Source organism: Thermococcus marinus, assembly GCF_055389025.1.
Map to the genome: position 1 here is coordinate 845,991 of NZ_AP042417.1, position 24,342 is coordinate 870,332.

General features: G+C 53.7%; 26 protein-coding genes and 3 tRNA genes. 19 read left to right on the forward strand and 10 right to left on the reverse strand.

Translation table 11 applies throughout. From position 1 onward, the window contains the following. Positions 1-115: 115 nt before the first annotated feature. Positions 116-1,117 carry a TIGR00341 family protein gene (locus ACZ5ER_RS04595; protein ID WP_464934896.1) on the forward strand — a complete coding sequence of 334 codons (1,002 nt, stop codon included), beginning with the start codon at positions 116-118 and terminating at the stop codon, positions 1,115-1,117. A gap of 9 nt (positions 1,118-1,126) precedes the next feature. On the opposite strand, the gene ACZ5ER_RS04600 is transcribed toward ACZ5ER_RS04595, so the two are convergent. The 3 genes from ACZ5ER_RS04600 to ACZ5ER_RS04610 form a co-directional block, all read right to left on the reverse strand. Continuing rightward, a complete protein-coding gene (locus ACZ5ER_RS04600; RefSeq protein WP_050002823.1) occupies positions 1,127-1,375 on the reverse strand; it encodes a hypothetical protein in 249 nt (82 codons plus the stop codon). Positions 1,376-1,442: 67 nt separating this feature from the next. Continuing rightward, the gene (locus tag ACZ5ER_RS04605) at positions 1,443-1,649 is read right to left on the reverse strand and encodes a hypothetical protein (RefSeq protein ID WP_050002824.1); all 207 of its coding nucleotides are present in this window, start codon (positions 1,647-1,649) and stop codon (positions 1,443-1,445) included. A gap of 137 nt (positions 1,650-1,786) precedes the next feature. Next, positions 1,787-2,230 (reverse strand): hypothetical protein, encoded by a 444-nt coding sequence (locus tag ACZ5ER_RS04610; RefSeq protein WP_050002825.1) that lies wholly within the window; start codon positions 2,228-2,230, stop codon positions 1,787-1,789. A gap of 81 nt (positions 2,231-2,311) precedes the next feature. Between ACZ5ER_RS04610 and nikR the strand changes: the two genes are divergently transcribed. Next, positions 2,312-2,728 carry a nickel-responsive transcriptional regulator NikR gene (gene nikR / locus ACZ5ER_RS04615; RefSeq protein WP_042693005.1) on the forward strand — a complete coding sequence of 139 codons (417 nt, stop codon included), beginning with the start codon at positions 2,312-2,314 and terminating at the stop codon, positions 2,726-2,728. Here nikR and rqcH read toward each other — a convergent pair. Together rqcH and ACZ5ER_RS04625 are read right to left on the reverse strand one after the other, a co-directional pair. After that, positions 2,725-4,677, reverse strand: coding sequence for a ribosome rescue protein RqcH (rqcH, locus tag ACZ5ER_RS04620; RefSeq protein WP_464934897.1), 1,953 nt, complete (start codon positions 4,675-4,677; stop codon positions 2,725-2,727). The genes nikR and rqcH overlap by 4 nt on opposite strands. Before the next feature lie 39 nt (positions 4,678-4,716). After that, positions 4,717-4,977: a hypothetical protein gene (locus ACZ5ER_RS04625; RefSeq protein ID WP_464934898.1), complete on the reverse strand. Its 261-nt coding sequence runs from the start codon at positions 4,975-4,977 to the stop codon at positions 4,717-4,719. Positions 4,978-5,107: 130 nt separating this feature from the next. On the opposite strand from ACZ5ER_RS04625, the gene ACZ5ER_RS04630 reads away from it, so the two are divergent. Together ACZ5ER_RS04630 and ACZ5ER_RS04635 are read left to right on the forward strand one after the other, a co-directional pair. Next, on the forward strand, positions 5,108-7,129 hold the full coding sequence (locus tag ACZ5ER_RS04630; RefSeq protein WP_464934900.1) for a 1,4-alpha-glucan branching protein: 2,022 nt from the start codon (positions 5,108-5,110) through the stop codon (positions 7,127-7,129). Between the two features lie 60 nt (positions 7,130-7,189). Further along, the gene (locus ACZ5ER_RS04635; RefSeq protein ID WP_050002829.1) at positions 7,190-7,507 is read left to right on the forward strand and encodes a P-II family nitrogen regulator; all 318 of its coding nucleotides are present in this window, start codon (positions 7,190-7,192) and stop codon (positions 7,505-7,507) included. Positions 7,508-7,519: 12 nt separating this feature from the next. On the opposite strand, the gene ACZ5ER_RS04640 is transcribed toward ACZ5ER_RS04635, so the two are convergent. After that, complete coding sequence (locus ACZ5ER_RS04640; protein ID WP_050002830.1) at positions 7,520-8,254, reverse strand: 30S ribosomal protein S20; 735 nt, start codon at positions 8,252-8,254, stop codon at positions 7,520-7,522. 150 nt (positions 8,255-8,404) lie between these two features. After that, positions 8,405-9,913 (reverse strand): sodium-dependent transporter, encoded by a 1,509-nt coding sequence (locus ACZ5ER_RS04645; RefSeq protein WP_394297637.1) that lies wholly within the window; start codon positions 9,911-9,913, stop codon positions 8,405-8,407. A gap of 659 nt (positions 9,914-10,572) precedes the next feature. Here ACZ5ER_RS04645 and gdhA point away from each other — a divergent pair. Both gdhA and ACZ5ER_RS04655 read left to right on the forward strand, forming a co-directional pair. Further along, entirely contained in the window at positions 10,573-11,838 is a 1,266-nt protein-coding gene (gene gdhA, locus ACZ5ER_RS04650; RefSeq protein ID WP_050002832.1) for a glutamate dehydrogenase, read from the forward strand. Positions 11,839-11,928: 90 nt separating this feature from the next. Further along, positions 11,929-12,507, forward strand: a complete 579-nt coding sequence (locus tag ACZ5ER_RS04655) for a thermonuclease family protein (protein WP_464934901.1) — start codon at positions 11,929-11,931, stop codon at positions 12,505-12,507. On the opposite strand, the gene ACZ5ER_RS04660 is transcribed toward ACZ5ER_RS04655, so the two are convergent. After that, the gene (locus tag ACZ5ER_RS04660) at positions 12,504-13,679 is read right to left on the reverse strand and encodes a hypothetical protein (protein ID WP_464935102.1); all 1,176 of its coding nucleotides are present in this window, start codon (positions 13,677-13,679) and stop codon (positions 12,504-12,506) included. The two genes, ACZ5ER_RS04655 and ACZ5ER_RS04660, sit on opposite strands and share 4 nt — an antisense overlap. Before the next feature lie 103 nt (positions 13,680-13,782). On the opposite strand from ACZ5ER_RS04660, the gene psmB reads away from it, so the two are divergent. The 6 genes from psmB to ACZ5ER_RS04690 all read left to right on the forward strand — a co-directional run bounded on the left by psmB (position 13,783) and on the right by ACZ5ER_RS04690 (position 17,889). Then, positions 13,783-14,391 carry an archaeal proteasome endopeptidase complex subunit beta gene (gene psmB / locus ACZ5ER_RS04665; RefSeq protein WP_050002835.1) on the forward strand — a complete coding sequence of 203 codons (609 nt, stop codon included), beginning with the start codon at positions 13,783-13,785 and terminating at the stop codon, positions 14,389-14,391. 10 nt (positions 14,392-14,401) lie between these two features. Next, the gene (locus tag ACZ5ER_RS04670) at positions 14,402-16,348 is read left to right on the forward strand and encodes a beta-CASP ribonuclease aCPSF1 (protein WP_464934902.1); all 1,947 of its coding nucleotides are present in this window, start codon (positions 14,402-14,404) and stop codon (positions 16,346-16,348) included. Positions 16,349-16,398: 50 nt separating this feature from the next. Further along, positions 16,399-16,782 carry a hypothetical protein gene (locus tag ACZ5ER_RS04675; RefSeq protein ID WP_464934904.1) on the forward strand — a complete coding sequence of 128 codons (384 nt, stop codon included), beginning with the start codon at positions 16,399-16,401 and terminating at the stop codon, positions 16,780-16,782. A 4-nt stretch (positions 16,783-16,786) separates the two neighbouring features. Next, on the forward strand, positions 16,787-17,476 hold the full coding sequence (rpiA, locus tag ACZ5ER_RS04680) for a ribose-5-phosphate isomerase RpiA (protein WP_050002838.1): 690 nt from the start codon (positions 16,787-16,789) through the stop codon (positions 17,474-17,476). 52 nt (positions 17,477-17,528) lie between these two features. Then, positions 17,529-17,616: transfer RNA gene (locus ACZ5ER_RS04685), tRNA-Leu, on the forward strand. 195 nt (positions 17,617-17,811) lie between these two features. After that, positions 17,812-17,889: transfer RNA gene (locus tag ACZ5ER_RS04690), tRNA-Pro, on the forward strand. 698 nt (positions 17,890-18,587) lie between these two features. Here the strand turns inward: ACZ5ER_RS04690 and ACZ5ER_RS04695 are convergent. Together ACZ5ER_RS04695 and ACZ5ER_RS04700 are read right to left on the reverse strand one after the other, a co-directional pair. Beyond that, positions 18,588-18,664, reverse strand: a tRNA-Thr gene (locus tag ACZ5ER_RS04695). Positions 18,665-18,695: 31 nt separating this feature from the next. After that, complete coding sequence (locus ACZ5ER_RS04700; protein ID WP_050003942.1) at positions 18,696-19,292, reverse strand: RNA ligase partner protein; 597 nt, start codon at positions 19,290-19,292, stop codon at positions 18,696-18,698. Positions 19,293-19,350: 58 nt separating this feature from the next. On the opposite strand from ACZ5ER_RS04700, the gene ACZ5ER_RS04705 reads away from it, so the two are divergent. The 7 genes from ACZ5ER_RS04705 to ACZ5ER_RS04735 all read left to right on the forward strand — a co-directional run bounded on the left by ACZ5ER_RS04705 (position 19,351) and on the right by ACZ5ER_RS04735 (position 24,276). After that, entirely contained in the window at positions 19,351-20,559 is a 1,209-nt protein-coding gene (locus ACZ5ER_RS04705) for a hypothetical protein (protein WP_050002839.1), read from the forward strand. 72 nt (positions 20,560-20,631) lie between these two features. After that, positions 20,632-20,829: a class III signal peptide-containing protein gene (locus tag ACZ5ER_RS04710; RefSeq protein WP_227738774.1), complete on the forward strand. Its 198-nt coding sequence runs from the start codon at positions 20,632-20,634 to the stop codon at positions 20,827-20,829. Positions 20,830-21,007: 178 nt separating this feature from the next. Next, positions 21,008-21,826 carry a D-aminoacyl-tRNA deacylase gene (locus tag ACZ5ER_RS04715; RefSeq protein ID WP_464934906.1) on the forward strand — a complete coding sequence of 273 codons (819 nt, stop codon included), beginning with the start codon at positions 21,008-21,010 and terminating at the stop codon, positions 21,824-21,826. Between the two features lie 114 nt (positions 21,827-21,940). Further along, positions 21,941-23,065, forward strand: a complete 1,125-nt coding sequence (gene ftsZ / locus ACZ5ER_RS04720; RefSeq protein ID WP_050002841.1) for a cell division protein FtsZ — start codon at positions 21,941-21,943, stop codon at positions 23,063-23,065. Positions 23,066-23,095: 30 nt separating this feature from the next. Further along, positions 23,096-23,281: a protein translocase SEC61 complex subunit gamma gene (locus ACZ5ER_RS04725; protein WP_050002842.1), complete on the forward strand. Its 186-nt coding sequence runs from the start codon at positions 23,096-23,098 to the stop codon at positions 23,279-23,281. 10 nt (positions 23,282-23,291) lie between these two features. Then, a complete protein-coding gene (locus ACZ5ER_RS04730) occupies positions 23,292-23,750 on the forward strand; it encodes a transcription elongation factor Spt5 (protein ID WP_050002843.1) in 459 nt (152 codons plus the stop codon). A gap of 34 nt (positions 23,751-23,784) precedes the next feature. Then, complete coding sequence (locus tag ACZ5ER_RS04735) at positions 23,785-24,276, forward strand: 50S ribosomal protein L11 (RefSeq protein ID WP_050002844.1); 492 nt, start codon at positions 23,785-23,787, stop codon at positions 24,274-24,276. Positions 24,277-24,342: the final 66 nt, after the last annotated feature.

Sequence of the window (24,342 nt, forward strand, 5' to 3'; positions counted from 1 at the left end):
ACACCCCTTTATTTTCTACGACGGCTGGAGTTATAAGGTTTACAATCGCTTCAAATTATTTTGAAGTGTTCCACAAGGGTTATTAGCCATGGAAGCTTAGTCCATAGGGTGAGCTATGCTCAGGCTGGAACTCTACTGCGACGGGAGTGAGGGGGAGAAAGTCCGGGAAGTCCTGACAAAGTGGAACCTCCAGTTCTACGCGGAAGAAGTTCAGGGGAACGGAAAGGGAGTGCTCAAGTTCACCGCCCTGGTGCCCGATTTTGTGATTAACGACGTCGCCGACGAGCTCATGAAAGCGGTAGACTTGAGGCGGGCCCATTCATCGATAACGTGGGCACCGGTCACCGGGAAGTCCGTGAAGTACGAAAACTCCGTTAAATCACTCAAGAAGCTCAAGGGACAGTGGAGCCTGGCGGCGATAGAGGGCCTCATCGAGAACGCCAACAGGCAGGCCAGGGTTGACCCCATACAGCTCACGCTCGGCGCCGTTGCCTCGATAATAGCTCTCTTCGGTCTGATCAACGATAACGTGGTGATGATAATCTCCGCCATGCTACTCTCGCCGATTCTCGGCCCCCTCTACGGGTTCTCGCTCAACGTCGTCATGGGCAGGGGCAGAGATGCCCTCGATGCAGTGGCCTCAATTCTGAAGCTTATCGGTGTCATATTCCTGTCCGCTCTCCTTATGGCCATTGCACTGAGGTTTGCGGGAGCAATGCCCTCGGAGCCGACCGGTGAGATACTGGCCCGTGGTGATTCCGGCCTCGTTTACATCGTCCTTGCGATAATCCTCGGCTACGCGGGGATAGTTGCGATAGTGAGTAAAATCCCGGAGATTCTGGCGGGTGTTTCAATAGCTGCGGCGCTGGTTCCGCCGACGACTGTCATTGGAATTTCCCTCGCAATGGGCTGGCGGGGAGTCTTCTTTGGCTCCCTCTGTCTCACCGTTGAGAACGTCCTTGGTCTCCTCAGCGGCTCGCTCATTGGACTCTACGTCCTCAACGTCTCCCCCAGGAGCTACTATGAGAAGAGGGCCGCAAAACTGTATACAAAAAGGACGATGCTGGTGCTGGCAGTTATGCTTGTTGCACTCGCCCTCTTGGAAATAATGAAGTGAGGGAGAGGCTCAGCGGAACATCTTCCAGCTGTCCATCTCGTCGAGTCTTGGGTATGAACTTGCCATGAGAACCGCATCTGTGACCTGCAACGCCATCTCCACCAAATCCTTTCCGCGTTTGTAGTCAATCAGCCGGGCTATGTCCGTGCCCCTTGCGTGGAAAACTCCGACGTTTATCTCGGGGTCTTCGAGGAGGAACTCGGCGACGCCTTTTGCGAGGGTTTTCTCGCTGACTATCCCGTAGGTCACGGTCTTCATTGTTAGCAGTGTCCAGAGTGAAACGGCGTCAAAGGTGAGCTGCTGACCTCCTCCCCGTCGTGAAGGGTTAACCCTCCGAGGGGGCCTCGTCCCATGTTCTGACCGGGATTATCCTGGGGGCTTTTCCTTTGACCCCTGTTATCTCATCTACAAGGGCCGAGAAGCTTTCAAGGGCAGTGTTCACGTTCTCGGAAAACTCTTTTTCATCTTTCGACGTCAGAAACGCTTTGAGAACTTCCATCTCCACCGACCGCGAAGGCGGTTCGTCGTCCATAGGGAATCACCATAAAATTTATATGTTTGAGGATAGATAAAAAGCTTCTGCGTGCCAAAAAATTCAGTGCTGTTTTAAAGTGTGCCGTGATGGAATAAAATGAATCGTGGGACAAAAATGGCCATTGATCCTTCGCATCATGCAACCTCGGTCTGCTCGTAGGGGCTCTTGCCCTGGCGGTGCTTCGCGAGGATTGAGTAGAAGAACTCCTTCAGCTCCGGAGACATGCCGTCGTCGAGGAGTATGTCCGCCTTCCCCCGGTACTCCTTTTCGGCCTTCGTCACGAGCAGGGCGATCTTCGGCGTCAGGTGCTCCAGGAGCGCCTTCCCGACCCCGGCGTATTCCTCCTCGTCGAGCTCTTCGTCGCTCTCTATGGCTATGTAGACGATGAACCCCTTAACCTGGACGGCGAGCACGGTTTCGGTCTCGGTCACCTCGAAGAACGAGAAGTTGTAGCCCTCTCTATCCGCCCTGGCTATCAGCAGGCCCTTTATTGATAGCACGACTGACCTGTCCCCGATTTCGAAGATTAAATCTTCCGCGAACTCGCTCCTTGCTATCGAATAGAGTTCGTCCCTCATGCTAGGGGATATCCCCGGCCGAATAAAAGGCTTTTGGGACAGGTTTATAACTCCCGTGCTATAGTTTTGTGAGGTGGTGTTATGAAGGTCGTCCGTTTTGGCGTCTCCGTGCCCGAGGAGCTTCTTGAGAAGTTCGACAGGATAATCGAGGAGAAGGGCTACGTGAACAGGAGCGAGGCTATAAGGGACTTGATGAGAGACTTCATAATCAGGCACGAGTGGGAAACCGGAGACGCGGAGGTTGCCGGGACGATAACGATGCTCTACAACCACGACGAGGCGGACGTCGTTAAAGAGCTCCTCGACCTCCAGCACGACTACCTTGATGAAATAGTTTCCAGCATTCACGTCCACATGGACGAGCACAACTGCCTTGAGGTCGTCATAGTGAAGGGAAAGGCGAGCAGAATAAAAGAGATAGCGGACAGGCTCCTGAGCCTCAAGGGGGTCAAGCACGGCAAGCTCGTGATGACCGGAACTGGAAAGGAGCTGGTCTAACCCACCACCTCAACTATTTCTCCACCTCCCGGAGGAAGGATTGCGTTGAGGTCTTCTTCCCTGACCTTGTAGCCCCACTTCTCAAGGATTCCGCGTATCTTCTTGACGAGCTCGCCCTTCTTGAGCTTTCCCGGCCTTATAATGATGTACTTGTTCGTGTGGGCCTTAATCGCGTCAACGGGCGCGCAAACGACGTAATCCTCGCCTTCGTAGTTTATAACTCCCACCGCCAGCTTGAGTGGAAGCCCGCGAAGCCAGTTTCTCTTTCCGTAGACCATGAAGGCGCCCTTCCCGAGGTACTCACCGCTGGGGGCCTGCTTCGTAACCTGATTTGGATGGGCCCAGTAAGCGTCGGCTCCGTAAAGGCCCTGACCCCAAGCCCTGCTCATCGAGACCGCGAACTGGCAGGCCTCGAAGATGGTCTTCTCTCCTGCCTTCTGTCCGTCCTTGATGACCACGTGTGGCGCTCCGTAAACGTCGGCGTGGCAGTAGAGGTCGTTCTCGGCCATGTGCTTCTTTATCAGGGTTTCGTTTGTGCTCGCGTCCTTTCCCGCCAAAACCAGAAAGCCCTCACTTGAGACAAACCAGCGGAACTTCTCGAACCACTTCTTCTTTCTCCTCTCGATTTTCTTCACGTTCAGTTCCTTCTTCATCTCCTCCTCGATGAGCTTCTCGACCTCGTCGAGCTTCCTCTTCGTGTCCTCGTAGGCCTTCAGAGCTCCCTCGTACTTGTGGCGGAACTTTTTGGCCTTCTCGTAGTAGAGCTCGGCGTTCTCGCCTATGCTTTTGTTGAGGTAGAGCTTGACCTTCTTTCCTTCCAGCTCAATCGTGACTGATTTTTCTTTCGGGTCGATGGATTTTACCATCAGTGCGACCCTGTTTCCGGCCTTCTTGCCCTCCTCTATGCGCTTCTTGAACTCGTCCCAGCCGAGCTTTTCAGTTGCTTTCCTGAACTCTTCGAGAAGTTTCTCTACGAGGGCGTAGTTCGCGTAGATCAGGTCGCCTATCTCCTGGTTCTCGTTCATGGCCTTTTCGAAGCCCTTGAGCATCTCCTCCTGCTTTCTGAGGGTTGCAAGAAGTTGTCTTTTCTTTGACTCAAGCTTCTTCGTCTGCTCGATTTTTGCCTTCTCGATGGTGAGCTTTCCAAAGTACTCGTCAAGGGCCTCGCTGAAGGTTTTAAAATAGCGCTTCTCAAGGCCCTCGTAGATTTTCAGCTCTATCGGAACGACGTCGTGCATGCTGCCGTCCTTGTAGACGATGTTCGGCCTCGGCTCGTCGTTGAACGTTCTCATCATAGCCTCGTAAACCGTCTTCAAATCCTCATCGCTCAGCTCCTTCACCGGCGTCGTCTTCTCGAAGCCCGCCCTGAGGGAAATCTCCTCCGCATACATGCCGCCCATGTTGAGCTTCCTGGCTAAAGCACGGACGAGCTCAAGCTCCTCATCTTCCCTCATCAGTTCAAGAAAGCGCTCGAAAGAGACCTCAAGCGGGTTTTCCCTGGCAGGTGGAAACTTGTACTCCGCCTTCGGCTTTATCGCCCTGTCTTTGTACTCCTCATAGCGGAGAGCGGCAACAATTCTGTTCTCGGAATCAACGAGGACGATGTTTCCCCTCCTGAAGAGCTCGCCGATGAGCGTGTAATCACCAACCCTAATCTTGACAATCCTGTCGAACTGGTGCTGTTCTATCGCGTCTATGAAGCCCCCGCCTAGGTGCTTCCTGAGGAGCATGGTGAAGCTCGACGGCTGTTTCGGGGCCTCCTTGACGTAGCTCGTGAGGTGGAACCTCTTGCCGGCCTGCAGGATTAAATCCGCCCTCCCTTCCTTCGTGCGGAGCTTAATCCTTATCTCGTCGCCGTCGTGATAGACCTTATCAACGCGAGAACCGACCAGCCACTGGAGCTCTCTCACGACGTACCGAATATCGACTGAGCTCATCTCTTCCTTCATTCTCTCACCCGAAAAGAGTAGAGGGTGGGGGTTAAAAGGTTAAAGCCTCAGGGCCAGCAGGACTAACGCCCCTGCAATCGCGAAGGCCGCCCTGATTGCGTCGTTTTTGTCACCCTCAATGGCCTCGCTCAGCAGTCCAAAGGAGAGCCCGACGATGCCGGTGTTGTAAAGCACGTAGGCGAGCTTTGAGAAGGCGCTCATGGAGGAAGTTAGGATTTCTAAAATCGTTCCGAGGAGAACGATTGCCAGGGCACCCGCAATGAAACCGCTTTCGGCTTCCCTTACATCTATCGCCGCCATAAAACCACCAATTTTAGTTTTTAGAACCTGAAGATAAAACGTTTTCCATGAACAATGCTGGTCATTGTGACATCCCTGTTCCGGATAAAGTTAAATACTCCCCGCTTGATAACACTCTGGGTGATACTAAATGAAAGGCTACTTCACGTTCGTCCTCCACACCCACATCCCGTACGTTAGAAAGCACGGGAAGTGGCCCTTTGGGGAGGAATGGCTCTACGAGGCAATGGCTGAGACCTATCTGCCCCTTCTGATGGAGTTTGAGCGCCTCCGCTCCGCAGGAGTTCGGTTCCAGCTCGTAATCAACATAACGCCCGTACTGGCGGAACAGCTTGCCGACGACTACATCAAGGCCGAGTTTGAAAAGTACCTCCTCAGGAAAATCAAGGCGACTGAGGCGGATCTAAAATCAGGCAAGTACGATGAAAAGGCTGTTAAGGCTTCCCTTGACCACTTCAGAAAGGTTTACGACTACTGGAAGGCCATAAATGGAGACATCATCGGCAAGTTCCGGGAGTTTCAGGACGCCGGTTACATAGAGGTAATAACCTCCGCCGCGACCCACGGCTACCTCCCCCTCCTGGCCAGGGACGAGGCGATAAGGGCTCAGCTCGCCAATGGAGTCGCCACTTACGAGAAGCACTTCGGCAGGAGGCCGAGGGGGATATGGCTGCCGGAGTGCGCCTACCGGCCGGCCGGAGAGTGGGAGCTCCCCGACGGGCGGAAGGTTAAGAGGCGGGGCATAGAAAAGTTCCTTGAGGAGTTCAGCCTCGAATACTTCTTCGTGGAGAGCAATCTGATCGATGAGGGTCCGGTGACAAGGGGCTACGGTGAGATTCCGCTCTACAAGGGAGAGAAGAGCACGCTGAGGCCCTACTGGATTAAGGGCTCTAAGGTTGCTGTATTTGCCCGCAACAGGGAGACGGGCCACCAGGTCTGGAGCGCGCACTACGGCTACCCCGGCGACTTCTGGTACAGGGAGTTCCACAGGAAGGCCCCGAAGAGCGGCGGCCAGTACTGGCGCGTTACCGGTAAGGACGTTGACCTTGGCCGGAAGGAGTTCTACGACCCTGACAAGGCTATGGAGCGCGTGGAGGAGCACGCGAGGCACTTCGTCTGGCTGGTAAGCACTTTGCTAGAGGCCCACGAGGAGAAGTTTGGGGAGAAGGGGATAATTATCGCCCCCTACGACACCGAGCTCTTCGGCCACTGGTGGTTCGAGGGCGTCAGGTGGCTCGGCAGGGTCCTTGAGCTGATGGCAGAGAGGGGAATAGTCACCACGACCATCTCGGCTTTCCTTGACAACTATGCGGGAGAGAGGTACGAGGTCGAGCTTCCTGAGGGCTCTTGGGGGGCCAACGCAGACCACTCGACGTGGTGGAACGAGGAGACCAGATGGACCTGGGACCACGTCTACCGCGCCGAGGAGAGAATGGTGGCGCTGGCGAGCAGGTACTACGGAAGGGAGGGAACCGCCGACAGAATCCTCGAACAGCTCGCGAGGGAGCTTCTGATACTTGAGGCAAGCGACTGGCAGTTCCTTATAACTACCGGGCAGGCGAAGGAATACGGGAAGAGAAGAGTCCTTATACACAGCAGGGACTTCCACAGGCTGGCAAATGAGCTCGTGAAGTACGTGAAGACCGGAAGCTTCGACGTTAAGCTCCTTGAGGAACTTGAGGAGAGGGACAACGCATTCAGGCCGGTTGTGGTTTCCTACTATGTGAGCGAGAACCCACCCGAGCTTGAGGAGTTTGTGGAGCCCCCCGAAGTTCCGCCGGAAGAGTCCGGTGAAAAGGAAGAAGACGCTGAAGTGCTGAGGGACGGTGGGAGGTTCTACGCGACATCTTTGGCCTTTGTGAAGAGGAGAAGGCCAAAGGTTCCTCTGAGGGAGAGAGTTGACACAAGGCTCACTAAGAGACTTGATAGGGATCCAAAAAAGACCAAAAAGCCCGAATCTGGAGAAAAACCGACACCGAAAGTGAAAAGTCTCATAGACATCAAGGGCATCGGCCCCAAAACGCTCGCAAAGCTGAACGATGCCGGCGTAAAGACGCCCGAAGACCTTCTTAAGGCCGACCTTGGGGAGCTGGCCAGAAAGACCCGCATCTCCATCAAGAGATTGAGGAAGTTTCTGGCCCAGATTTCCTGAGTTTTCTTTTCCTTTCGAAAGTCTTTTTTGGACTTTTAACAAATTATTTATGTGGTTGCCATGAAGAAGGTAGAGGCGATTATTAAGGGGAACGATTTTGAGCGGGTAAAGAACGCCCTCAAGCAGGTCGGCATCGTGCCTCTAACTGCTTATCCGGTTCAGGGCAGGGGAGTCCAGGGTGGAGTCCCGCCCTATGACCTTCTCCCGAAGATAAAGATTGAGCTCGTCGTCAAGGACGAAGACCTTGAGAATGTGATTGACGTCATCATCATGAGCGCAAGGAGCGGGACACCGGGCGACGGTAAGATATTCGTACTGCCCGTTGAGGACGCGATAAGGATAAGAACGGGAGAAAGGGGGAACGAGGCCCTCTATTGACTGCTTTTCTTTTCAGAGGAAGGCGTGCCTGTGCTTGTAGAGACCTACCAACGCGCTTCCCAGCAGGTAGAGCTCAACCGCCGCGAGGATTATCAGAAAGGTGAGGTATCCTTGCGCGAAGGTAGTGCTCTTTCCGAGGGCCTCTGCTATTTCCTGGACTTTCTGTGGGTCAATGAGGCTGGCGAGACTGTAGCGCAGTACCATAACACCGGCGATAATGGGAATCGGCATCGCGGAATACGCCAAGAGAAGCCCGGTGTAGCCCCTCCTCTGGAGGGAGAGCATTGAGAGGATTATTGGGATTGCAAGGATTAGGGCTGTTACCGCAAGGAACGGGTTAAGGTAAGCGCCGGTGAGCACGAAGAACGACGTCATGCCGAAGATGTACTTCCTGTATACCTTCTTTAGCTCGGCTAGTTCTCCCGGCTTGAAGTCGTACTTCGCTGAGCGGGAATACAGGAGGGTTTTGCTTACGGCCTTCAGGTAGTTCTTTTTGCCCTCCTTTTCTATGTTTTTGTCTGTGCTCATCACTTTTAGCTCCTTGGCCTTCTTGTAGAAGAACTCGGCGAGCTCCTCGTTGTCATTTTCGACCTGGGAAGCAAGCTCGCGGAGGTTCTTCGCGGCTTCTCTGAGGGCCTCTTTGACCCTGGCCTTTTCCTTTTCGTTTAAGCTGCTTAGCCTCTCAACCCTTTCAATAGTTGATTCAAGGACTTCGGCAGTTTCAAGAAGTATCTTTTCGCTTTTCACTTATACACCCCCAAAAGAGAAAGAAAAAAGGTTTAAGATACTTGCCCCTGTTCCGCCTTGAGGAGCCTGCTGATGCTCCAGCCCATCATGGCAAATATTACCAGCCATGCCAGCAACATGTAGATTGCCCAGCTTTCCATCGTCACCACCTCAAACCTTTATTATGACCTCGTTCTTCTCGAGCTCCTCGCCGTACTTCTTCTTGATGGAGTAGTAGCTCTCTACTGCACCGATGATCCACATGATGATTATTGCAATCCTGGCCGGCCACTCGAGTGTAGCCCCTACAAGGGTGGTGACCATTCCGACGAGCGGTATCAGGAGGAGTATTGGGGCTATGTAGAGAATTATTGGCTTGTACCACTCTGGAACCTTCATGTAGGCTCCCTTGTGGAGCTCCTCCCAGAAGTTGTCCGGCTTGAAGAGCCACACCGCAACTATAACGTCAAAGAGTGCCAGCAGTGTGAGCTGGAAGCTGACCCACGCATCGACCTGATCCATGTAGCCGTCGATGAAGACGACGGGAAGGCCTGCTATGAGGTAGATTACGAACACTATCCAGGTTCCGACTTTTCTGTTGATGTTGAGGTCCTCTTCGAGGAGGGCGGCGAGGTAGTTGTACATGGCTATAGCTGAGGTGAAACCAGCGAACCAGAGGAGGAGGAACCACATTGCTCCGAAGATCCTTCCTATGTCTCCCATGCTGACGAAGACGTTCGGCAGGCTGGTGTATGAGAATCCAAGGCCGAACTCCTCGCCTATCCATGAGAGGGCCTCAGTCTTGCCCTGCTGGAGAACCTCTGGCGGGACGATCTTGGGGGCGTAGGCCGTTGCCAGGGGGATGGCTAGTGAGCCACCGAGGACTACCTCTGCGAACTCGTTCAGGGAAACCGTTGCAAGACCGCTGAGAGCAACGTCGTCATCCGGACCGAGGTAGCTGGCGTAGTTCTGGATGATACCCATACCGAGCGAGAGCGTGAAGAATATCTGTCCTGTTGCGGCAAGCATAACGGCCGCGAAGTGGTCTTTGAGGTACGCCCAGTTGGGGGTCCAGATGAACCTGAATCCGTCAATGGTGCTCCAGTTGGGGTCTACTGGTGAGCCAAGGACGAAAACGTAGCCGATCATTATGATCGCAAAGACGTAGAGCAACGGCATCATAACCTTGACCCAGCGCTCGATACCCTTGCTAACACCCTGTCCGACTGCTATTGCAAGGAGGACAACTGTTACGCCCCAGAACAGCATAACCTGGCCATAGTTGCTGAGGTAGCTGCTGAAGAAGTCTCCCGGGTTCTGGCCGAAGTAGGCCCCTGTCACGCTGAAGTATGAGTATGCCGCTGACCAGCCAACGATGTGGAGGTAGTAGCTGTTCATGAGGACCGTCAGTGAAAATGCCAGCATTCCGCTGATTATACCAAAGATGAACGCTGTCTTCGGCTTGACACTTTCCCTGGCCATGAGGTAGTAGGTTGGGCCGAGGGTACCGTGGCCATACTTGCCACCATAGCGACCAGCTACCCATTCAATCCACATCACTGGAATTCCAAGGAGGAACAGTGCTACGAAGTACGGCACCATAAAGGCGCCGCCACCATTCTGGGCAACCTGAGTTGGAAACCTTACAAAGTTACCAAGACCGACGGCATTTCCTGCCATCGCTAAAATCAAACCAATCTTGGTCGCCCATTGATCCCTTGCCTGCTCCACTTTTAATCACCTCGGACTGCATATTGTATTGAATTGCAGTTGAATGTCCCAAATAGGGACACTTATGTATAAGGGCTTTCAAGGTATAAAAAGCTTTTTGAGAGCGCTTTTCGACGAAAGACGATTTACGTTTCCGTAAAATAATTTTGGAGGGCTCTCGTCATTTTTTCGGTGATGTCGAGTTACCTCTGGTCATCGTGAGTCATTGTGGCAGGGGATTTAAATAAGATATCGTCAATGTGTCAATGCATAAATTGAACATGTGACAAAAGAAATGGGAATAGAAGGGTTTTTATAACGTCTCCCCGGACATAAACCCCGCCCGATGATTGGAACGAGAGTGAGCTGACGGGATGATGACCGACTTCTCGCTGAGGGTTTATTTTTCTTCTTCGTTGCATTCCAATGTTCATCAATGTTCATAAAATCTTGGATGTACATCGTTCTTTTTGGCCAAAAATTTTGGGAGCTCTTTTTATTTCTCCGAAAATTTGAGAGAGTAACTTTATGTTGAAAACTAAGCCTTCTCCTGCCTCCTTTATCGAAAGGTTTATATATGCAAAGGTCGTAGGGGATATCGCAAATTAGCGAAACCTGAGGTGATATGAATGGTCGAGATTGACCCGTTTGAGATGGCCGTTAAGCAGCTCGAGAGGGCTGCCCAGTTCATGGACATAAGTGACGAGGCCCTTGAGTGGCTCAAGAGGCCCATGAGGATTGTTGAGGTCAGCGTCCCCGTTGAGATGGACGATGGTTCTGTTAAGGTTTTCACCGGTTTCCGCGTTCAGCACAACTGGGCCCGCGGCCCGACCAAGGGTGGTATAAGGTGGCACCCGGCCGAGACCCTCAGCACCGTTAAGGCTCTCGCCACCTGGATGACCTGGAAGGTCGCTGTCGTTGACCTTCCGTACGGTGGCGGTAAGGGTGGTATCATCGTTGACCCGAAGAAGCTCAGCGAGAGGGAGCAGGAGAGGCTTGCTCGCTCCTACATAAGGGCCGTCTACGACGTCATCGGCCCGTGGACCGACATCCCGGCCCCGGACGTTTATACCAACCCGAAGATAATGGCCTGGATGATGGACGAGTACGAGACCATAATGAGGCGCAAGGGCCCGGCCTTCGGTGTTATCACCGGTAAGCCGCCGGGAGTTGGCGGTATCGTCGCCAGGATGGACGCTACCGCCCGTGGTGCCGCCTTCACGATCCGTGAGGCCGCCAAGGCCCTCGGCTGGGACGACCTCAAGGGCAAGACCATCGCCATCCAGGGTTACGGTAACGCCGGCTACTACCTCCACAAGATAATGAGCGAGGAGTTCGGCATGAAGGTCGTCGCCGTAAGCGACAGCAAGGGCGGCATCTACAACCCGGACGGACTCCCGTCTGCTGACGAGGTCCTCAAGTGGAAGAAGGAGCACGGCTCAGTTAAGGACTTCCCAGGCGCCACCAACATCACCAACGAAGAGCTCCTCGAGCTCGAGGTTGACATCCTCGCCCCGAGCGCCATTGAGGGCGTCATCACCAAGGACAACGCCGACAAGGTCAAGGCCAAGATTGTCGCCGAGGTTGCCAACGGTCCGGTCACCCCGGAGGCCGACGAGATACTCTACGAGAAGGGTATTCTCCAGATCCCGGACTTCCTCTGTAACGCCGGTGGTGTCACCGTCAGCTACTTCGAGTGGGTGCAGAACGTCAACGGATTCTACTGGACGGTCGAGGAGACCAGGAAGAGGCTCGACGACAAGATGACCAAGGCCTTCTGGGACGTCTTCAACACCCACAAGGAGAAGAACATCCACATGCGTGACGCCGCCTACGTCGTCTCCGTCCAGAGGGTCTACGAGGCTATGAAACACCGCGGATGGGTGAAGAAGTGATTTCTTCTCCCTTACTTTTCTGTTCATATCCTTTTTGGATGGTAGACGAAACTTTATAACGGGCATTTTCTCGGCTTTTCTGGTGGTGGTATGAAAGATAAGCGGCAGATAGTCCTGTTGCTGTCCATAATAATCGTGGTTGTTTCGGGCTGCATCTTCTCACAGCCAAGTGATTACTCATCAACGTCCCCGTCCCAGAGTTTCACTCCCACGAACTCTTCGTGGGTTCCCGCTTACGTCACTAGGGTGGTTGATGGGGACACAGCCTGGGTCAGGTTTTCCAATGGGACCGAAGAGAAAGTGAGGTTTCTGGGGGTTGATACCCCCGAGACTGAGGAGGAAAGAAACAGGCCCTACGAATACGGCAACATAACCGATTTGCGGTGTCTGAAGGTATGGGGCCTGAGGGCCAAACAGTTCACGAAAGACGCTATAGAGCACAAGAACGTTTACCTAGTCTTTGACCCAATCTCCCCTAGAAGGGGATACTACGGGAGGCTCTTGGCCTATGTCTATCTCACAAACGGCACCGATTTCACTGCCGAGCTGATAAAGAGGGGCTACGCCCGCGTTTACGTCGAGGGGACGTTTGAGAAAAAAGAAGAGTATCTGAGATACCAGCAGGAGGCAATGGAAAACGGACTGGGCCTCTGGGGGGCGTGCGGTTAGCCCTTCGTCCAGTAGTCTCTCTCTTCAACCATTGCCCTTATCATCTCGTCTTCATTTTTGAACATCGTCCTCCTCGACGGGTTCTGCATGCCGTAGAACTCCATGAACGGGCTCGGGCGCCTCTTGAACGGGTAGTAAAGGTATATCGCCGCGAGCGTTCTGTAGGCCTCGGCCATCTCGCTGACGACCCCGGCGGAGACGCCCTCCGCGTAGTGGTAGACCGCTATGGCCCTGCTGACATCTACGAGGTTAAAGTCCCTCTCGACGAGCTGTCTCCTGAGTATCTCTGTGGCTTGCTCAATATCTTCCCTGTCGAGCTCGTCCACCTCGTTCCCGTCAAGGAGGTGCTTTATCCTGATTTTCTTCACGTTCGGGTTCTTCGCCACTTGGTTGTCGTACTCGGCGACGACCCACCAGTCGTCTAAAGCTCCGGGGTCGAGAACGGTAAAGTGCTCACTCAGCTTGTCGTAGAAGCCCCGAACGCGGTGGTAGTACTCCTCCTCGTGGCCGGTCATCGGATAGCTGAGGTAGACGAGGGGCTTCTCTTTCTCCCTGAACAGCAGGTCGAGGAAAACCTCCGGTGGGTGCCTTATGCCGAACTGGAGGACGTAGCGGACGTTTATTCCCTCCTTCTTGAGCTCGTGGACTAATGTTTTCACGTGGTTTATTGCATCTTCACGCCACATTACAAGAGTGGTAAGCTTTATGTTGTTCGGGTCGTTGCCGAAGCGCTCGAACCACTCCGGGTCGTTGATTATCCTCCTCCTGACCGAGAGCACGTCGTCGAGGACGATGATGACCCTGTCCGGTTTGAGGAGCTTGAGGTTGCTGAGGGTGAACCCTATGACGCTCCCGCTCCCCCAGCGGAAGAGACTTGGCGTCGAAACGAGGTGGAACCTTTTGTCGCTCTCGTCTATCTCCCGTCTGATTCTCTCGAAGGCCTCGTCGCGAATCTCATTCATCAAATCCTGGTGGTTTATCGCGAAGTCGAGGACGTTCTTGCGGGTTATCTTGACACCTCTCTCCTTCCCTACCTCCCTGAGGTATTCGAAGACGTGGTAGTAGGCGTAGCTCTCCCCGCTGGCCTTTTCAAGGGCCTCGTTCAGGTATTCGTCGCGCCCGTTGAGAGGCGGGCCCGTCAGCAAAATTACCTCTTTTTCTATGTTTTCCATGGCAACCACCTATTGTACGTGGGGCGAAACCTTTAAATACTCTTTCTCCAAGCGGGGTTCAGAGGTTCTTCTATTCTAAAAACCAACTCCAGGGGTGTTGTAATTGACTGAGAAACTAAAGGGAACCACTACCGTCGGAGTAGTTTGCAAGGACGGTGTAGTTTTAGCGGCGGACAGGAGGGCATCGCTCGGCAACATGGTGCTTTCAGAGAGCGTTACGAAGGTCTTCCAGATAGATGACCACCTTGCCCTGGCAGGGGCGGGGAGTGTTGGGGACATACTGAGTCTTGTAAGGCTTCTAAGGGCTGAGGCGAAGCTCTACCGGGCGCGTGTTGGGAAAGAGATGAGCGTCAAGGCCCTCGCCACCCTAACGTCGAACATACTGCACGGGAACCGCTTCATGCCTTACTACGGCTGGTTTCTGGTCGCCGGTTACGACGAGAAACCGGGTCTCTACTCGATAGACATGGCCGGTGGCGTTACAGAGGATAAGTTCACCGCCGCCGGTTCGGGTATGGAGTTTGCCTTCTCAATCCTGGAGGAGAACTACCGCGATGACGTGTCATTAGAAGACGGGATAAGGCTCGCCCTTAAGGCGATCCAGGCCTCAACGAGGAGGGACGTCTTCACGGGTGGTGGCGTTACCCTCGTGACTGTCACCAGGGAAGGCTACCGTGAATGGAGCGAGGAGGAGCTTAGAGCACTTTTCTGAGGTGATGGCCTTGATTCGGAGGGAAACATACGTTGACGAGATACTCAAGGAGATTCGCGAAGTCATAGCACAGATGGTTCCACCAAACGCCAAGATTACAGAGGTTGAGTTCGAAGGGCCAGAGCTCGTCATATACACCAAGAACCCCGAGGCAATAATGAAGGACGGCGAGCTCATCAGGAACCTCGCAAAGGTTCTGAAGAAGAGGATAAGCGTGCGTCCGGATCCGGACATCCTTATCCCGCCTGAGAAAGCTGAAGAGATGATTAAGGAACTTGTCCCCGAGGAGGCCGAGATTACCAACATCAGCTTTGACCCTTCTGTGGGTGAGGTTCTTATAGAGGCCAAGAAGCCGGGCCTCGTTATCGGAAAGAACGGTGAGACCCTTCGCCTCATCACGCAGAAAGTCCACTGGGCGCCTAAGGTCGTTAGGACGCCCCCGCTCCAGAGCCAGACGATTTACTCGATAAGGCAGATTCTCCAGACCGAGAGCAAGGACAGGAGGAAGTTCCTCAGGCAGGTGGGCAGGAACATCTACCGCAAGTCCGAGTACAAGAGCAGGTGGATCAGGATTACCGGTTTGGGTGGCTTCCGCGAGGTTGGAAGGAGCGCTCTCTTGGTTCAGACCGATGAGAGCTACGTCCTCGTTGACTTCGGTGTGAACATTGCGGCTATGAGGGACCCGCTCAAAGCGTTTCCGCACTTCGACGCTCCAGAATTCCGCTACGTCCTTGACGAGGGCCTTCTTGACGCGATAATCATAACCCACGCCCACCTCGACCACAGCGGAATGCTACCTTACCTCTTCCGCTACAAGCTCTTCGACGGGCCGATTTACACCACTCCCCCGACGAGGGACCTGATGACCCTCCTCCAGCAGGACTTCATTGAGATTCAGCACATGAACGGCGTCGAGCCCCTGTACAGACCAAGGGACATAAAGGAGGTTATAAAGCACACCATAACCCTCGACTATGGCGAGGTCAGGGACATAGCCCCCGACATAAGGCTGACCCTCCACAACGCTGGTCACATACTCGGTTCAGCCATTGTCCACCTCCACATAGGCAATGGACTCCACAACATAGCCGTAACCGGAGACTTCAAGTTCATTCCGACCAGGCTCTTCGAGCCCGCCGTGAGCAGGTTCCCGCGCCTTGAGACCCTGGTCATGGAGTCCACCTACGGCGGAAGCAACGACTATCAGATGCCTCGTGAGGAGGCCGAGAAGAAGCTCATAGAGGTTATAAGAGAAACCATCAAGCGCGGTGGAAAGGTGCTCATCCCGGCGATGGCCGTTGGAAGGGCCCAGGAGATAATGATGGTTCTCGAGGAGTACGCGCGCGTCGGGGGAATAGAAGTTCCGATTTACCTCGACGGAATGATTTGGGAAGCTACCGCAATCCACACAGCTTACCCGGAGTACCTCAGCAAGAGCCTCCGCGAGCAGATATTCCACGAGGGATACAACCCGTTCCTCAACCCGATATTCAAACCCGTCGCCAACTCGCGCGAGAGGCAGGACATCATAGACAGCGGGGAGCCCGCGATAATCATAGCCACCTCGGGCATGCTCGTCGGCGGACCGAGCGTCGAGTACTTCAAACAGCTTGCCCCCGACCCGAAGAATAGCATCATCTTCGTCAGCTACCAGGCTGAGGGCACGCTCGGAAGGCAGGTGCAGAGAGGTCTGCGCGAGATACCGCTCATCGGCGAGGACGGCAGGACGGAGGTCGTTCAGGTCAACATGGAGGTCCACACGATAGACGGCTTCTCCGGCCACGCGGACAGGAGAGAACTTATAAGCTACGTCGCCCGCGTCAGGCCGAGGCCGGAAAGGATAATCACCGTCCACGGCGAGGCCCACAAGTGCCTCGACCTCAGCTCCAGCATACACAGGAAGTTCGGCATAAGCACGCGCGCACCCAACAACCTCGACGCCATAAGGCTTAAGTGACGCCCTCTTTTCTTTTCGCTTTCGATAATGTTTTAAATCTCTCTCCCGAGATGGCCCTTAGGTGGGAGGACGTGAAGATAGAGTACAAGTTCTCGTTCGCAGTCTACCTGTGGGGCATTATCACCGGCATAATTAGTGGAGTCCTGGCATCGTACAACAGAAGCGCATGGATACTGGGCTTTCTGCTGTACTTCCTGGTTGACAAGTTCGTCATGGCAGTGATCAAGGAGCTTCCGCCGGACGTTCCAGAGGAGCGGGCGATACTCAAGAAGGCCTTCTGGGGCTGGCTGTTGTTCTGGCTCTACTTCACGATGCTCAGCTACTCAGTGGCCACTGACTTCCAGCCGGTTTGCTACTCAAACCAGAGCCTCCTCTATCAGGTCGTTCAAAACGGAACCGCTGGGATAAAATGCGTGTTTAACGTAGTGGGGTGATTGTATGAACGTTGAGGAAATGAAGAAGGCCGTCGCTAAAGAGGCCCTCAAGTTCATCGAGGACGAAATGGTCGTTGGCCTCGGCACGGGCTCAACAACTGCGTACTTCATTAAGTACCTCGGAAAGCTCATCATGGACGGTGAACTTGAGGAGGTCTACGGCGTCCCTACATCATACCAGGCGAGGCTTTTGGCCCTTGAAGCCGGCGTTCCGGTTGTGGGCCTCGACGAGGTTGACGCGATAGACATAGCGGTTGACGGAGCGGACGAGGTTGACCCGCAGATGAACCTCATCAAGGGACGCGGTGCCGCGTTGACCATGGAGAAAATCATCGAGTACAGAGCCGGAATGTTCGTCGTCCTCGTTGACGAGACCAAGCTCGTCGAGTGGCTCGGTCAGAAGATGCCCGTGCCCATCGAGGTGGTTCCCGTTGCTTGGCGCGCCATAGCGGAGGAGCTGGAAGTCTTTAACGCTACCGCCCAGCTCAGGATGGCCGAAAAGAAGGACGGGCCGGTCGTCACCGACAACGGCAACTTTATCCTTGACGCCAAGTTCCACCGCATAGAAGACCCGCTCGACCTTGAGATAGAGCTCAACAACATTCCAGGCGTCGTCGAGAACGGTATCTTCGCGGACATAGCTGACCTTGTCCTCGTCGGCACGAAGGATGGAGTCAAGAGGATGGAGCGCTGAAGCAAGGTTTATAAACTCAGCCCTTTTTCACTTCTTCGGGAGTCCCGCGAGCGCGGGGGTTGCCGAGCCTGGTCAAAGGCGGTGGACTCAAGATCCACTCCCGTAGGGGTTCCGGGGTTCAAATCCCCGCCCCCGCACCAGCTTTTGTTTTGTGGTGGTTTGTTGTATGCTGACTGGATTGTGGCATTTTGCTTAGTGGTTTTTTGTAGATATCCTGCAAGACTCCCCCTGAACAGAGGTTCTGCAGTATGCTCGGGGTTGCCATGCATCTAAATGGGGCATCTCATTTCCCAAGCGAAAAACTTAATAAGGCAACTCGTGATGCACCTACCGCTGGGGCCGTAGGGTAGCTTGGCCCATCCTGCGGGCTTTGGGAGCCCGTGACCCGGGTTCAAATCCCGGCGGCCCCACCACAAGAAACTTTTGCCAAGCAAAAGTTTCATCAAAGTTCGTAGCTCCTTTTGAGGGTTCAAATTTTGAATGCTTTTCTCGTTAGATAATTGCTCTTTAAGTGAGAACTTCTTAAATTGCTCCCTTATTGTTGGTTTAACGTTGGAATAGACGCCCGAAGGGCGTCATGAAGGAAGTAAACCCTCTGGTAAGGCTGGCCTAAATGCCTTCTCCTTGGAGCAAGAACTTGTTTTGAGTAAAATCTTGCATTACTGCCTTTGTGGAAGGAGCTACAAACTTTTGGTGAACCTTTCTCCAGAAGCTTCAATGCAGTTCTCACTATCGTCCGAATGTCTTGACGGATGGCGGGAAGATTGGGTGCTTCTTAGAATTACTCAGTTTGAGTTGCCCTTTGGGGAATTGGTCAAACTTTGTGGGGGAAAGTTAGTGATTCCCTAAAGAAGTTCCTTGTGAGTGTTTGCACTTCCCCAGTGTCCTAGGAGCTTAGAATTAAATGCTCAAAGACCCTGCGTAAGGGGTTTACCTCACTCGCGCTCCTCCGGAGCGCTTCCAAGAAGAAACCCCATTCTCGGGTTGTTATTTGCAATAAGGAATTCCCTGCAAAAAGTCCCCCTTGAAAGCGCAAACTTTCTCCAGAACAACACTCCAGAAAAGAATCACGAGCCTTGATCAAACTTCGCGCAGGCGAAGTTTGTGAGAATGGAGCCCCGGGCGGGGTTTGAACCCGCGACCTGCCGCTTACCAAGCGGCCGCTCCACCAGGCTGAGCCACCGGGGCAGTCGTGACGTTGATACGATGGAGACAGCCTTTATAAATTTTTCCCTCCCAACTTCTCGACGAGACCTTCAAGGACGTCTTTAAATGCCGGCGCGTCAATCCACTTGATGCCCATCTTCTGCGCCCACGTCAGTATTCCGACGTCGGCCGAGACTATGGTGGCGTCCAGCTCCTTTGCGAGCAGGATTAGCTCGAAGTCTTCCTTGCTGTCCACTATCCCCTCCCGGAGGGCCTTGCGGTAGTTCCTCCTGAGCTTCTGGATTATTTTGTCCACGTTGTCTGTCTCAATGACGCTCTCGCGCACGGCCTTCTCGGCGACCCGGAGTCCCTTATCAATCCTGCGCCTTATGTCGTCTATCAGCTCGTAAACTACAAAGGCGGGGATTTTAATGTCATGGACGTTGGGGGGCTTTTTGATGATGTACAGCTCGACCTCTGGAAGAAGCTCGTCCTCACCGACGAAATGCATGACTTCCCGGTAGATCCCGGGGGGCATGTAGAACTCGACTTTTCCGAAGAGCTTCTCCGCGTATTTCAGGAAGCCCTTCATGGCCTCGGTAGGGCTGTCCCCGAAGTCCTTCCGGATTTCGGGGTTGACGAATATGCTCGTGTCAAGGACGAACTTCAGGGTCATCTGCCACCACAAGATTATTTAGGGCTTGAACTTTAAAAGGTTGGGTGAAAGCATGAAAGTAGGCGTCGTCTTTGGGGTTAGTGAACTTGCAAATCCCAAGGCCTTTGAGAAGAGAGTCTCAGAGTTTCTGACGGCCCTTGCGAAGGACTTTGAGGTCGTTGGGGGCTTCGTTTTGAGCTCAAAAGGTGACTTCAAGGAGGCCAAAGGGGAGCTCAACTTCAACGAAGTTGATGCACTCGTTCTGTATCCTCTGACAGGAGGCACTGAGGGCTTCCTCAAGGAGTTTTTCGTCTTCAGGAGACCCACCGTCATCTTCGGCGACCCGTTCAACAACTCCACCGCCGCGGGGATTGAAATCAGGGAGTTCCTCCGCGAGAGGCTCGTTCCCTCCACCCTAGTCAAGACTATGGACGAGCTCAAGGCCGCGCTCCTTGCCTATGACGACTCCCTTGAGACGCTGGAGCCGTTCCTCAGGGCCAGACTCGGCCTCATCGGCAGGATTTCCCCCTGGCTGGTCAACGAGAAGTTTGACCTACCGTATACGAAGATTAGCCTCAAGAAGTTCTACGAGTACTACGACAAAGTGCCAGATGAAGAGGGCTGGAAGGTCGTTGAGGAAATCTTTGAGAGGGCAAGCGAAATAAAAGAGCCAGGGAAAGAGGCCTTAACAAAGGCCGGTAAGATGTACCTTGCTATCAAAGAAATCCTGCACGACTACCGGCTCGACGGCTTCACAATAGGCTGTTTTGACCTCATAGGCAAGCTTAAGGCAACCCCGTGTCTGGCGCTTGCCATGTTCAACGCTGAAGGTATTCCCGCAGGTTGCGAGGGGGAGCTAAACTCCCTTCTCGGAATGTACATCATCAGGAAGTACTTCGACAAGCCCGCATTCATGGGCAACGTTGCGGACTTTGGGGAGAACCACATCACAATAGCCCACTGTACTGCGCCCCTGCTGTGGAAGTACAGGCTCAGGAGCCACTTTGAGAGCGGCATGGGCGTCGGTGTTGACGTGGAGTTCCCCACCGGGAAGGCGGCCCTCTTCAAGATTCGCGGAAGGCGTGCCGTTGTTGCGGGAGTCGAGGTCGCCGGCAACGAGCACCTTGAGAACCGGTGCCGGACGCAGGTTAAGCTCAAGATTGATGATGCTCCAGAGTTCCTTGATGGGACGCTCGGAAACCACCATCTCTTGGCCTACGTTGACCCCGAAGAGCTGGCCGATTTGCTCAGTGAGCTTGGATTTGAGGTTATGCTGTACTGATATCCGAATGCCTCTTTTTCTACTATTTTAGAGCACTCGAAATGTTTATTAACCTTAAGTTATTTAATCGGCATGGAAGAGGGGGTGATACCCATGAGGCGGGCCCAGGCCGCAATAGAGTACCTGTTTATGATAGCCGTTGCGTTGGTTGTTGTGCTTATCACTATTAGACTCCTGCGAAGGACAAGTCAAACAGCCGCCGAGCAGATAGACAGAGCCAGTGAAGAAGTGCTTGAACTGCTTCGGAACATGACCAATAATCAGAGCTGAGTAGCTTATGTTCGCACTCCTGCAGTTTGTCTCAGGGAGGCTTTTCTGTCGAAACGGTATGCACGTCCTCTGTCAATGTTAAAATGGTTGAATGTTAGATCTGCACCAAAGCTTTTCAGGCTTTTAAGTTCCACAACGTTTTAAACTTCTCCCCAAAACCCCGCCCTGGTGGAAAGTCATGAAAGTCATCATGACAACAAAAATCGACAAAGCCTCGATGAACATAAAAGAAAAGCTCGTCGAGAACTTTGGGTTCAAAGAGACTGAGCTGGTTTTCGACGGCAATCAGATCTATAAGAAGGGGGATACTTTAATCTTGACTACCAATGAGGAGATGATTTACTACGACAACCTCGACAGGGCCATAGAAACCCAGCTCGGCTTCAGGCCGGAACTCATAGCTTTTGCCTCCCGGCACTCCAGCAAACAGAAGCTCCCCGCGCTGACGACCCACGTTACCGGCAACTGGGGCAGCGCTATGTACGGGGGAAAGGACGAAAGCCTTGCCGTTGCAGTCCCCAGCGCGATGAAGCTTGCCCTCCTCAAGATGAACGAGCTCAACGACCTCGGCTGGACAGTCTGCTACGAAGCAACGCACCACGGGCCGAGTGAGCTCGATGTGCCGAGCTTTTTCATCGAGATTGGCTCAAGTGAGGAGGAATGGGTGAACGACCGGGCCGGTGAAATAATAGCCGAGACGATTGTTTACGTCCTTGAAAACTACAAAGATGCTAAGTTTAAGACAGCCATTGGAATTGGCGGTGGCCATTACGCGCCCAAGCAGACCAAGCGTGCCCTTGAAGGGGACATGGCCTTTGGTCACATTGCACCGAAGTACGTCCACCCTCTCTCCAGGGAGATGCTGTTGAAGGCGATTGAGAGAACCGCTGAGAAAGTTGAGGCGATATACGTGGACTGGAAGGGGAGTAAAGGTGAGACCAGACAGCTGGCCCGTTCCCTGGCGGAGGAACTTGGACTTGAGTTCATTCGTGACTGAGCCGAAACCTTTAAAGATATAGTCGGTCAGTTAAGTTCAGTTTCGGGTTAGCTAAGTTTATATACTCTCCATCTCAAACTCCCAAGGGTGTTAAACTCTTCGGAGGGTGAAAAGATGCTGAAGCTGATTGAAGATGCCCTTGAGAGAACCTCTGCGGCCCAGCCCAAGGCCGCTCCAGAGGTTCAGCCCCGGTCGGACATAGATGAAGAGCTTAAGAAGCTCCTTGAGCAGATTCAGGCCAAGATATACGTTGTCGGTGTCGGCGGTGCCGGCTGTAACACCGTTAACAGAATGATGCAAGTTGGAATAGAGGGTGCCAAGATAATTGCAATCAATACTGATGCTCAGGACTTGCTGAAAATTAAGGCTCACCAGAAGATACTCATCGGAAAGGAGCTCACAAGGGGCCTTGGGGCAGGCAACAACCCCAAGATGGGTGAGGAAGCCGCAAAGGAGAGCGAGAGGGAGATAAGGGAGGCCCTCGAAGGGGCTGACATGGTCTTCATAACCTGCGGTCTCGGTGGTGGAACCGGAACCGGTGCGGCCCCTGTGGTCGCTGAGATTGCTAAGAAGATGGGTGCCCTTACCGTTGCGGTTGTTACGCTCCCGTTCACCGTTGAGGGAATAAGGCGCATCAAGAACGCCGAGTACGGCCTTGAGAGGCTCAGGAAGAACACCGACACCGTTATCGTCATCCCGAACGACAAGCTCATGGAAGTCGCACCGAACCTCCCAATCCACATGGCCTTCAAGGTCGCCGACGAGATACTCGTCCAGGCCGTCAAGGGTATCACCGAGCTCATCACCAAGCCGGGTCTCGTCAACCTCGACTTCAACGACGTTAGGGCAGTCATGAAGGACGGCGGCGTTGCAATGATCGGTATCGGTGAGAGCGACAGCGAGAAGAGGGCTTTGGAGGCCGCCCAGCAGGCCCTTAACAGCCCGCTCCTCGACGTTGACATCAGCGGTGCCAAGGGCGCTCTGATAAGCATCAGCGGAAGCGACGTCAAGCTCGAGGAGGCCCAGCAGATTATAGAGCTAGTCACCAGCAAGCTCGACCCGGAGGCCCAGGTTATCTGGGGTATCCAGCTCGACGAGGAGCTCGGCAAGATGATTAGAATCCTCCTCGTTGTTACGGGCGTCAGCTCCCCCTACTCGGTTGCTGAGGAGGAAGAAGAGAGACCGTACTTCGGGGAAGAGGAGAAGAAGACCATCAAGCTCGACCTTGACGAGCTTTGACTCCTTTAAACTTTTAGAGGGGTGAAAGAAGTGGCAAGTGCCGTCGAGAAGATAAGGGACTTCCTGTCAGAGTCGAAGAGAGTGCTCCTGGTTACAAGAAAGCCTGGAATGAAGGAGTTCAAGATGGCTGTCAAAATTACGGGCATTGGAATGATCTTAATAGGCCTAATTGGGATGCTCATCAGAATAGTTGGCTACTTCGTCACCGGTTCGTGAGGGTTGCGCCATGGCTGAGGGGAAGATATTCACAGTCAGCGTTACCGTTGGTCAGGAAACAACGACGGCAAACCTAGTGTACAGTAAGGCCAAAACGTACAACATTCCGATTCAGGCGATACTCGCGCCGAGCAAGGTCAAGGGCTACATCTTTGTTGAGGCTCCTGACAAGAGCACAGTGGACGAGGCCATAAGGGGAATCCGCCACGCCAAGCGTGTTCTCCCCGGGGAAATTCCCTTCCATGAGATCGAGCACTTCCTCGAAGAGAAGCCTGCCGTAAGCGGCTTCGAGCCTGGCGACATCGTTGAGCTCATAGCCGGCCCGTTCAAGGGCGAGAAGGCCAAGGTCGTCAGAGTTGATGAGGCCAAGGACGAGATAGTCGTTGAGCTCATCGGCTCAATCGTCCCGATACCGGTCACGGTTAGGGGCGAATACGTTAGACTTATAAGCAAACGCCAGAAGGAGTGACAGGTTCGAGACAAAAGTGAAGGTGGTGAGATGAATGGCACAGGTTGTCGAAGTCCTCGTTGAAGGTGGAAAGGCTACCCCTGGACCCCCGCTTGGTCCGGCAATCGGTCCCCTTGGACTGAACGTTAAGCAGGTCGTTGACGAGATAAACAAGGCCACCAAGGAATTCGAGGGAATGCAGGTTCCCGTCAAGATTATCGTTGAGGATCCCAAGAAAAAGACCTTCAGGATTGAGGTCGGTATCCCGCCGACCAGCCAGCTCATCAAGAAGGAGCTTGGAATCCCGAAGGGCTCAAGCGAGGCCGGCCACACCCCGGTCGGAAACCTCACAATGGAGCAGGTCATCAAGATAGCCAAGATGAAGATTGACCAGATGCTCGCACCGAACCTCAAGGCTGCAGCGAAAGAAGTCATCGGTACCGCCCTCAGCATGGGCGTTACCGTCGAAGGCAAGGACCCCCGGGAAGTTCAGAGGGAAATTGACGAGGGCGTTTACGACGAGCTTTTTGAGAAAGCCGAGGAGTGAGGGAAAACTTTAAAAATCCCTCCTTTTAGGCATCTTTGACTTTTTCGGCTCAAATCGAAAACAAAA

Coding starts and splice junctions, on each gene's coding strand:
- ACZ5ER_RS04630 (WP_464934900.1), top strand. CDS start 5,108: ATGAAAGGCTACTTCACGTTCGTCCTCCACACCCACATCCCGTACGTT.
- ACZ5ER_RS04625 (WP_464934898.1), bottom strand. CDS start 4,977: ATGGCGGCGATAGATGTAAGGGAAGCCGAAAGCGGTTTCATTGCGGGT.
- ACZ5ER_RS04705 (WP_050002839.1), top strand. CDS start 19,351: ATGAAAGTAGGCGTCGTCTTTGGGGTTAGTGAACTTGCAAATCCCAAG.
- ACZ5ER_RS04635 (WP_050002829.1), top strand. CDS start 7,190: ATGAAGAAGGTAGAGGCGATTATTAAGGGGAACGATTTTGAGCGGGTA.
- ACZ5ER_RS04595 (WP_464934896.1), top strand. CDS start 116: ATGCTCAGGCTGGAACTCTACTGCGACGGGAGTGAGGGGGAGAAAGTC.
- ACZ5ER_RS04610 (WP_050002825.1), bottom strand. CDS start 2,230: ATGAGGGACGAACTCTATTCGATAGCAAGGAGCGAGTTCGCGGAAGAT.
- nikR (WP_042693005.1), top strand. CDS start 2,312: ATGAAGGTCGTCCGTTTTGGCGTCTCCGTGCCCGAGGAGCTTCTTGAG.
- ACZ5ER_RS04655 (WP_464934901.1), top strand. CDS start 11,929: ATGAAAGATAAGCGGCAGATAGTCCTGTTGCTGTCCATAATAATCGTG.
- rqcH (WP_464934897.1), bottom strand. CDS start 4,677: ATGAAGGAAGAGATGAGCTCAGTCGATATTCGGTACGTCGTGAGAGAG.
- gdhA (WP_050002832.1), top strand. CDS start 10,573: ATGGTCGAGATTGACCCGTTTGAGATGGCCGTTAAGCAGCTCGAGAGG.
- ACZ5ER_RS04715 (WP_464934906.1), top strand. CDS start 21,008: ATGAAAGTCATCATGACAACAAAAATCGACAAAGCCTCGATGAACATA.
- ACZ5ER_RS04660 (WP_464935102.1), bottom strand. CDS start 13,679: ATGGAAAACATAGAAAAAGAGGTAATTTTGCTGACGGGCCCGCCTCTC.
- ACZ5ER_RS04605 (WP_050002824.1), bottom strand. CDS start 1,649: ATGGACGACGAACCGCCTTCGCGGTCGGTGGAGATGGAAGTTCTCAAA.
- ACZ5ER_RS04600 (WP_050002823.1), bottom strand. CDS start 1,375: ATGAAGACCGTGACCTACGGGATAGTCAGCGAGAAAACCCTCGCAAAA.
- ACZ5ER_RS04675 (WP_464934904.1), top strand. CDS start 16,399: ATGGCCCTTAGGTGGGAGGACGTGAAGATAGAGTACAAGTTCTCGTTC.
- ACZ5ER_RS04735 (WP_050002844.1), top strand. CDS start 23,785: ATGGCACAGGTTGTCGAAGTCCTCGTTGAAGGTGGAAAGGCTACCCCT.
- ACZ5ER_RS04645 (WP_394297637.1), bottom strand. CDS start 9,913: ATGGCAGGAAATGCCGTCGGTCTTGGTAACTTTGTAAGGTTTCCAACT.
- ftsZ (WP_050002841.1), top strand. CDS start 21,941: ATGCTGAAGCTGATTGAAGATGCCCTTGAGAGAACCTCTGCGGCCCAG.
- ACZ5ER_RS04710 (WP_227738774.1), top strand. CDS start 20,632: ATGGAAGAGGGGGTGATACCCATGAGGCGGGCCCAGGCCGCAATAGAG.
- ACZ5ER_RS04730 (WP_050002843.1), top strand. CDS start 23,292: ATGGCTGAGGGGAAGATATTCACAGTCAGCGTTACCGTTGGTCAGGAA.
- rpiA (WP_050002838.1), top strand. CDS start 16,787: ATGAACGTTGAGGAAATGAAGAAGGCCGTCGCTAAAGAGGCCCTCAAG.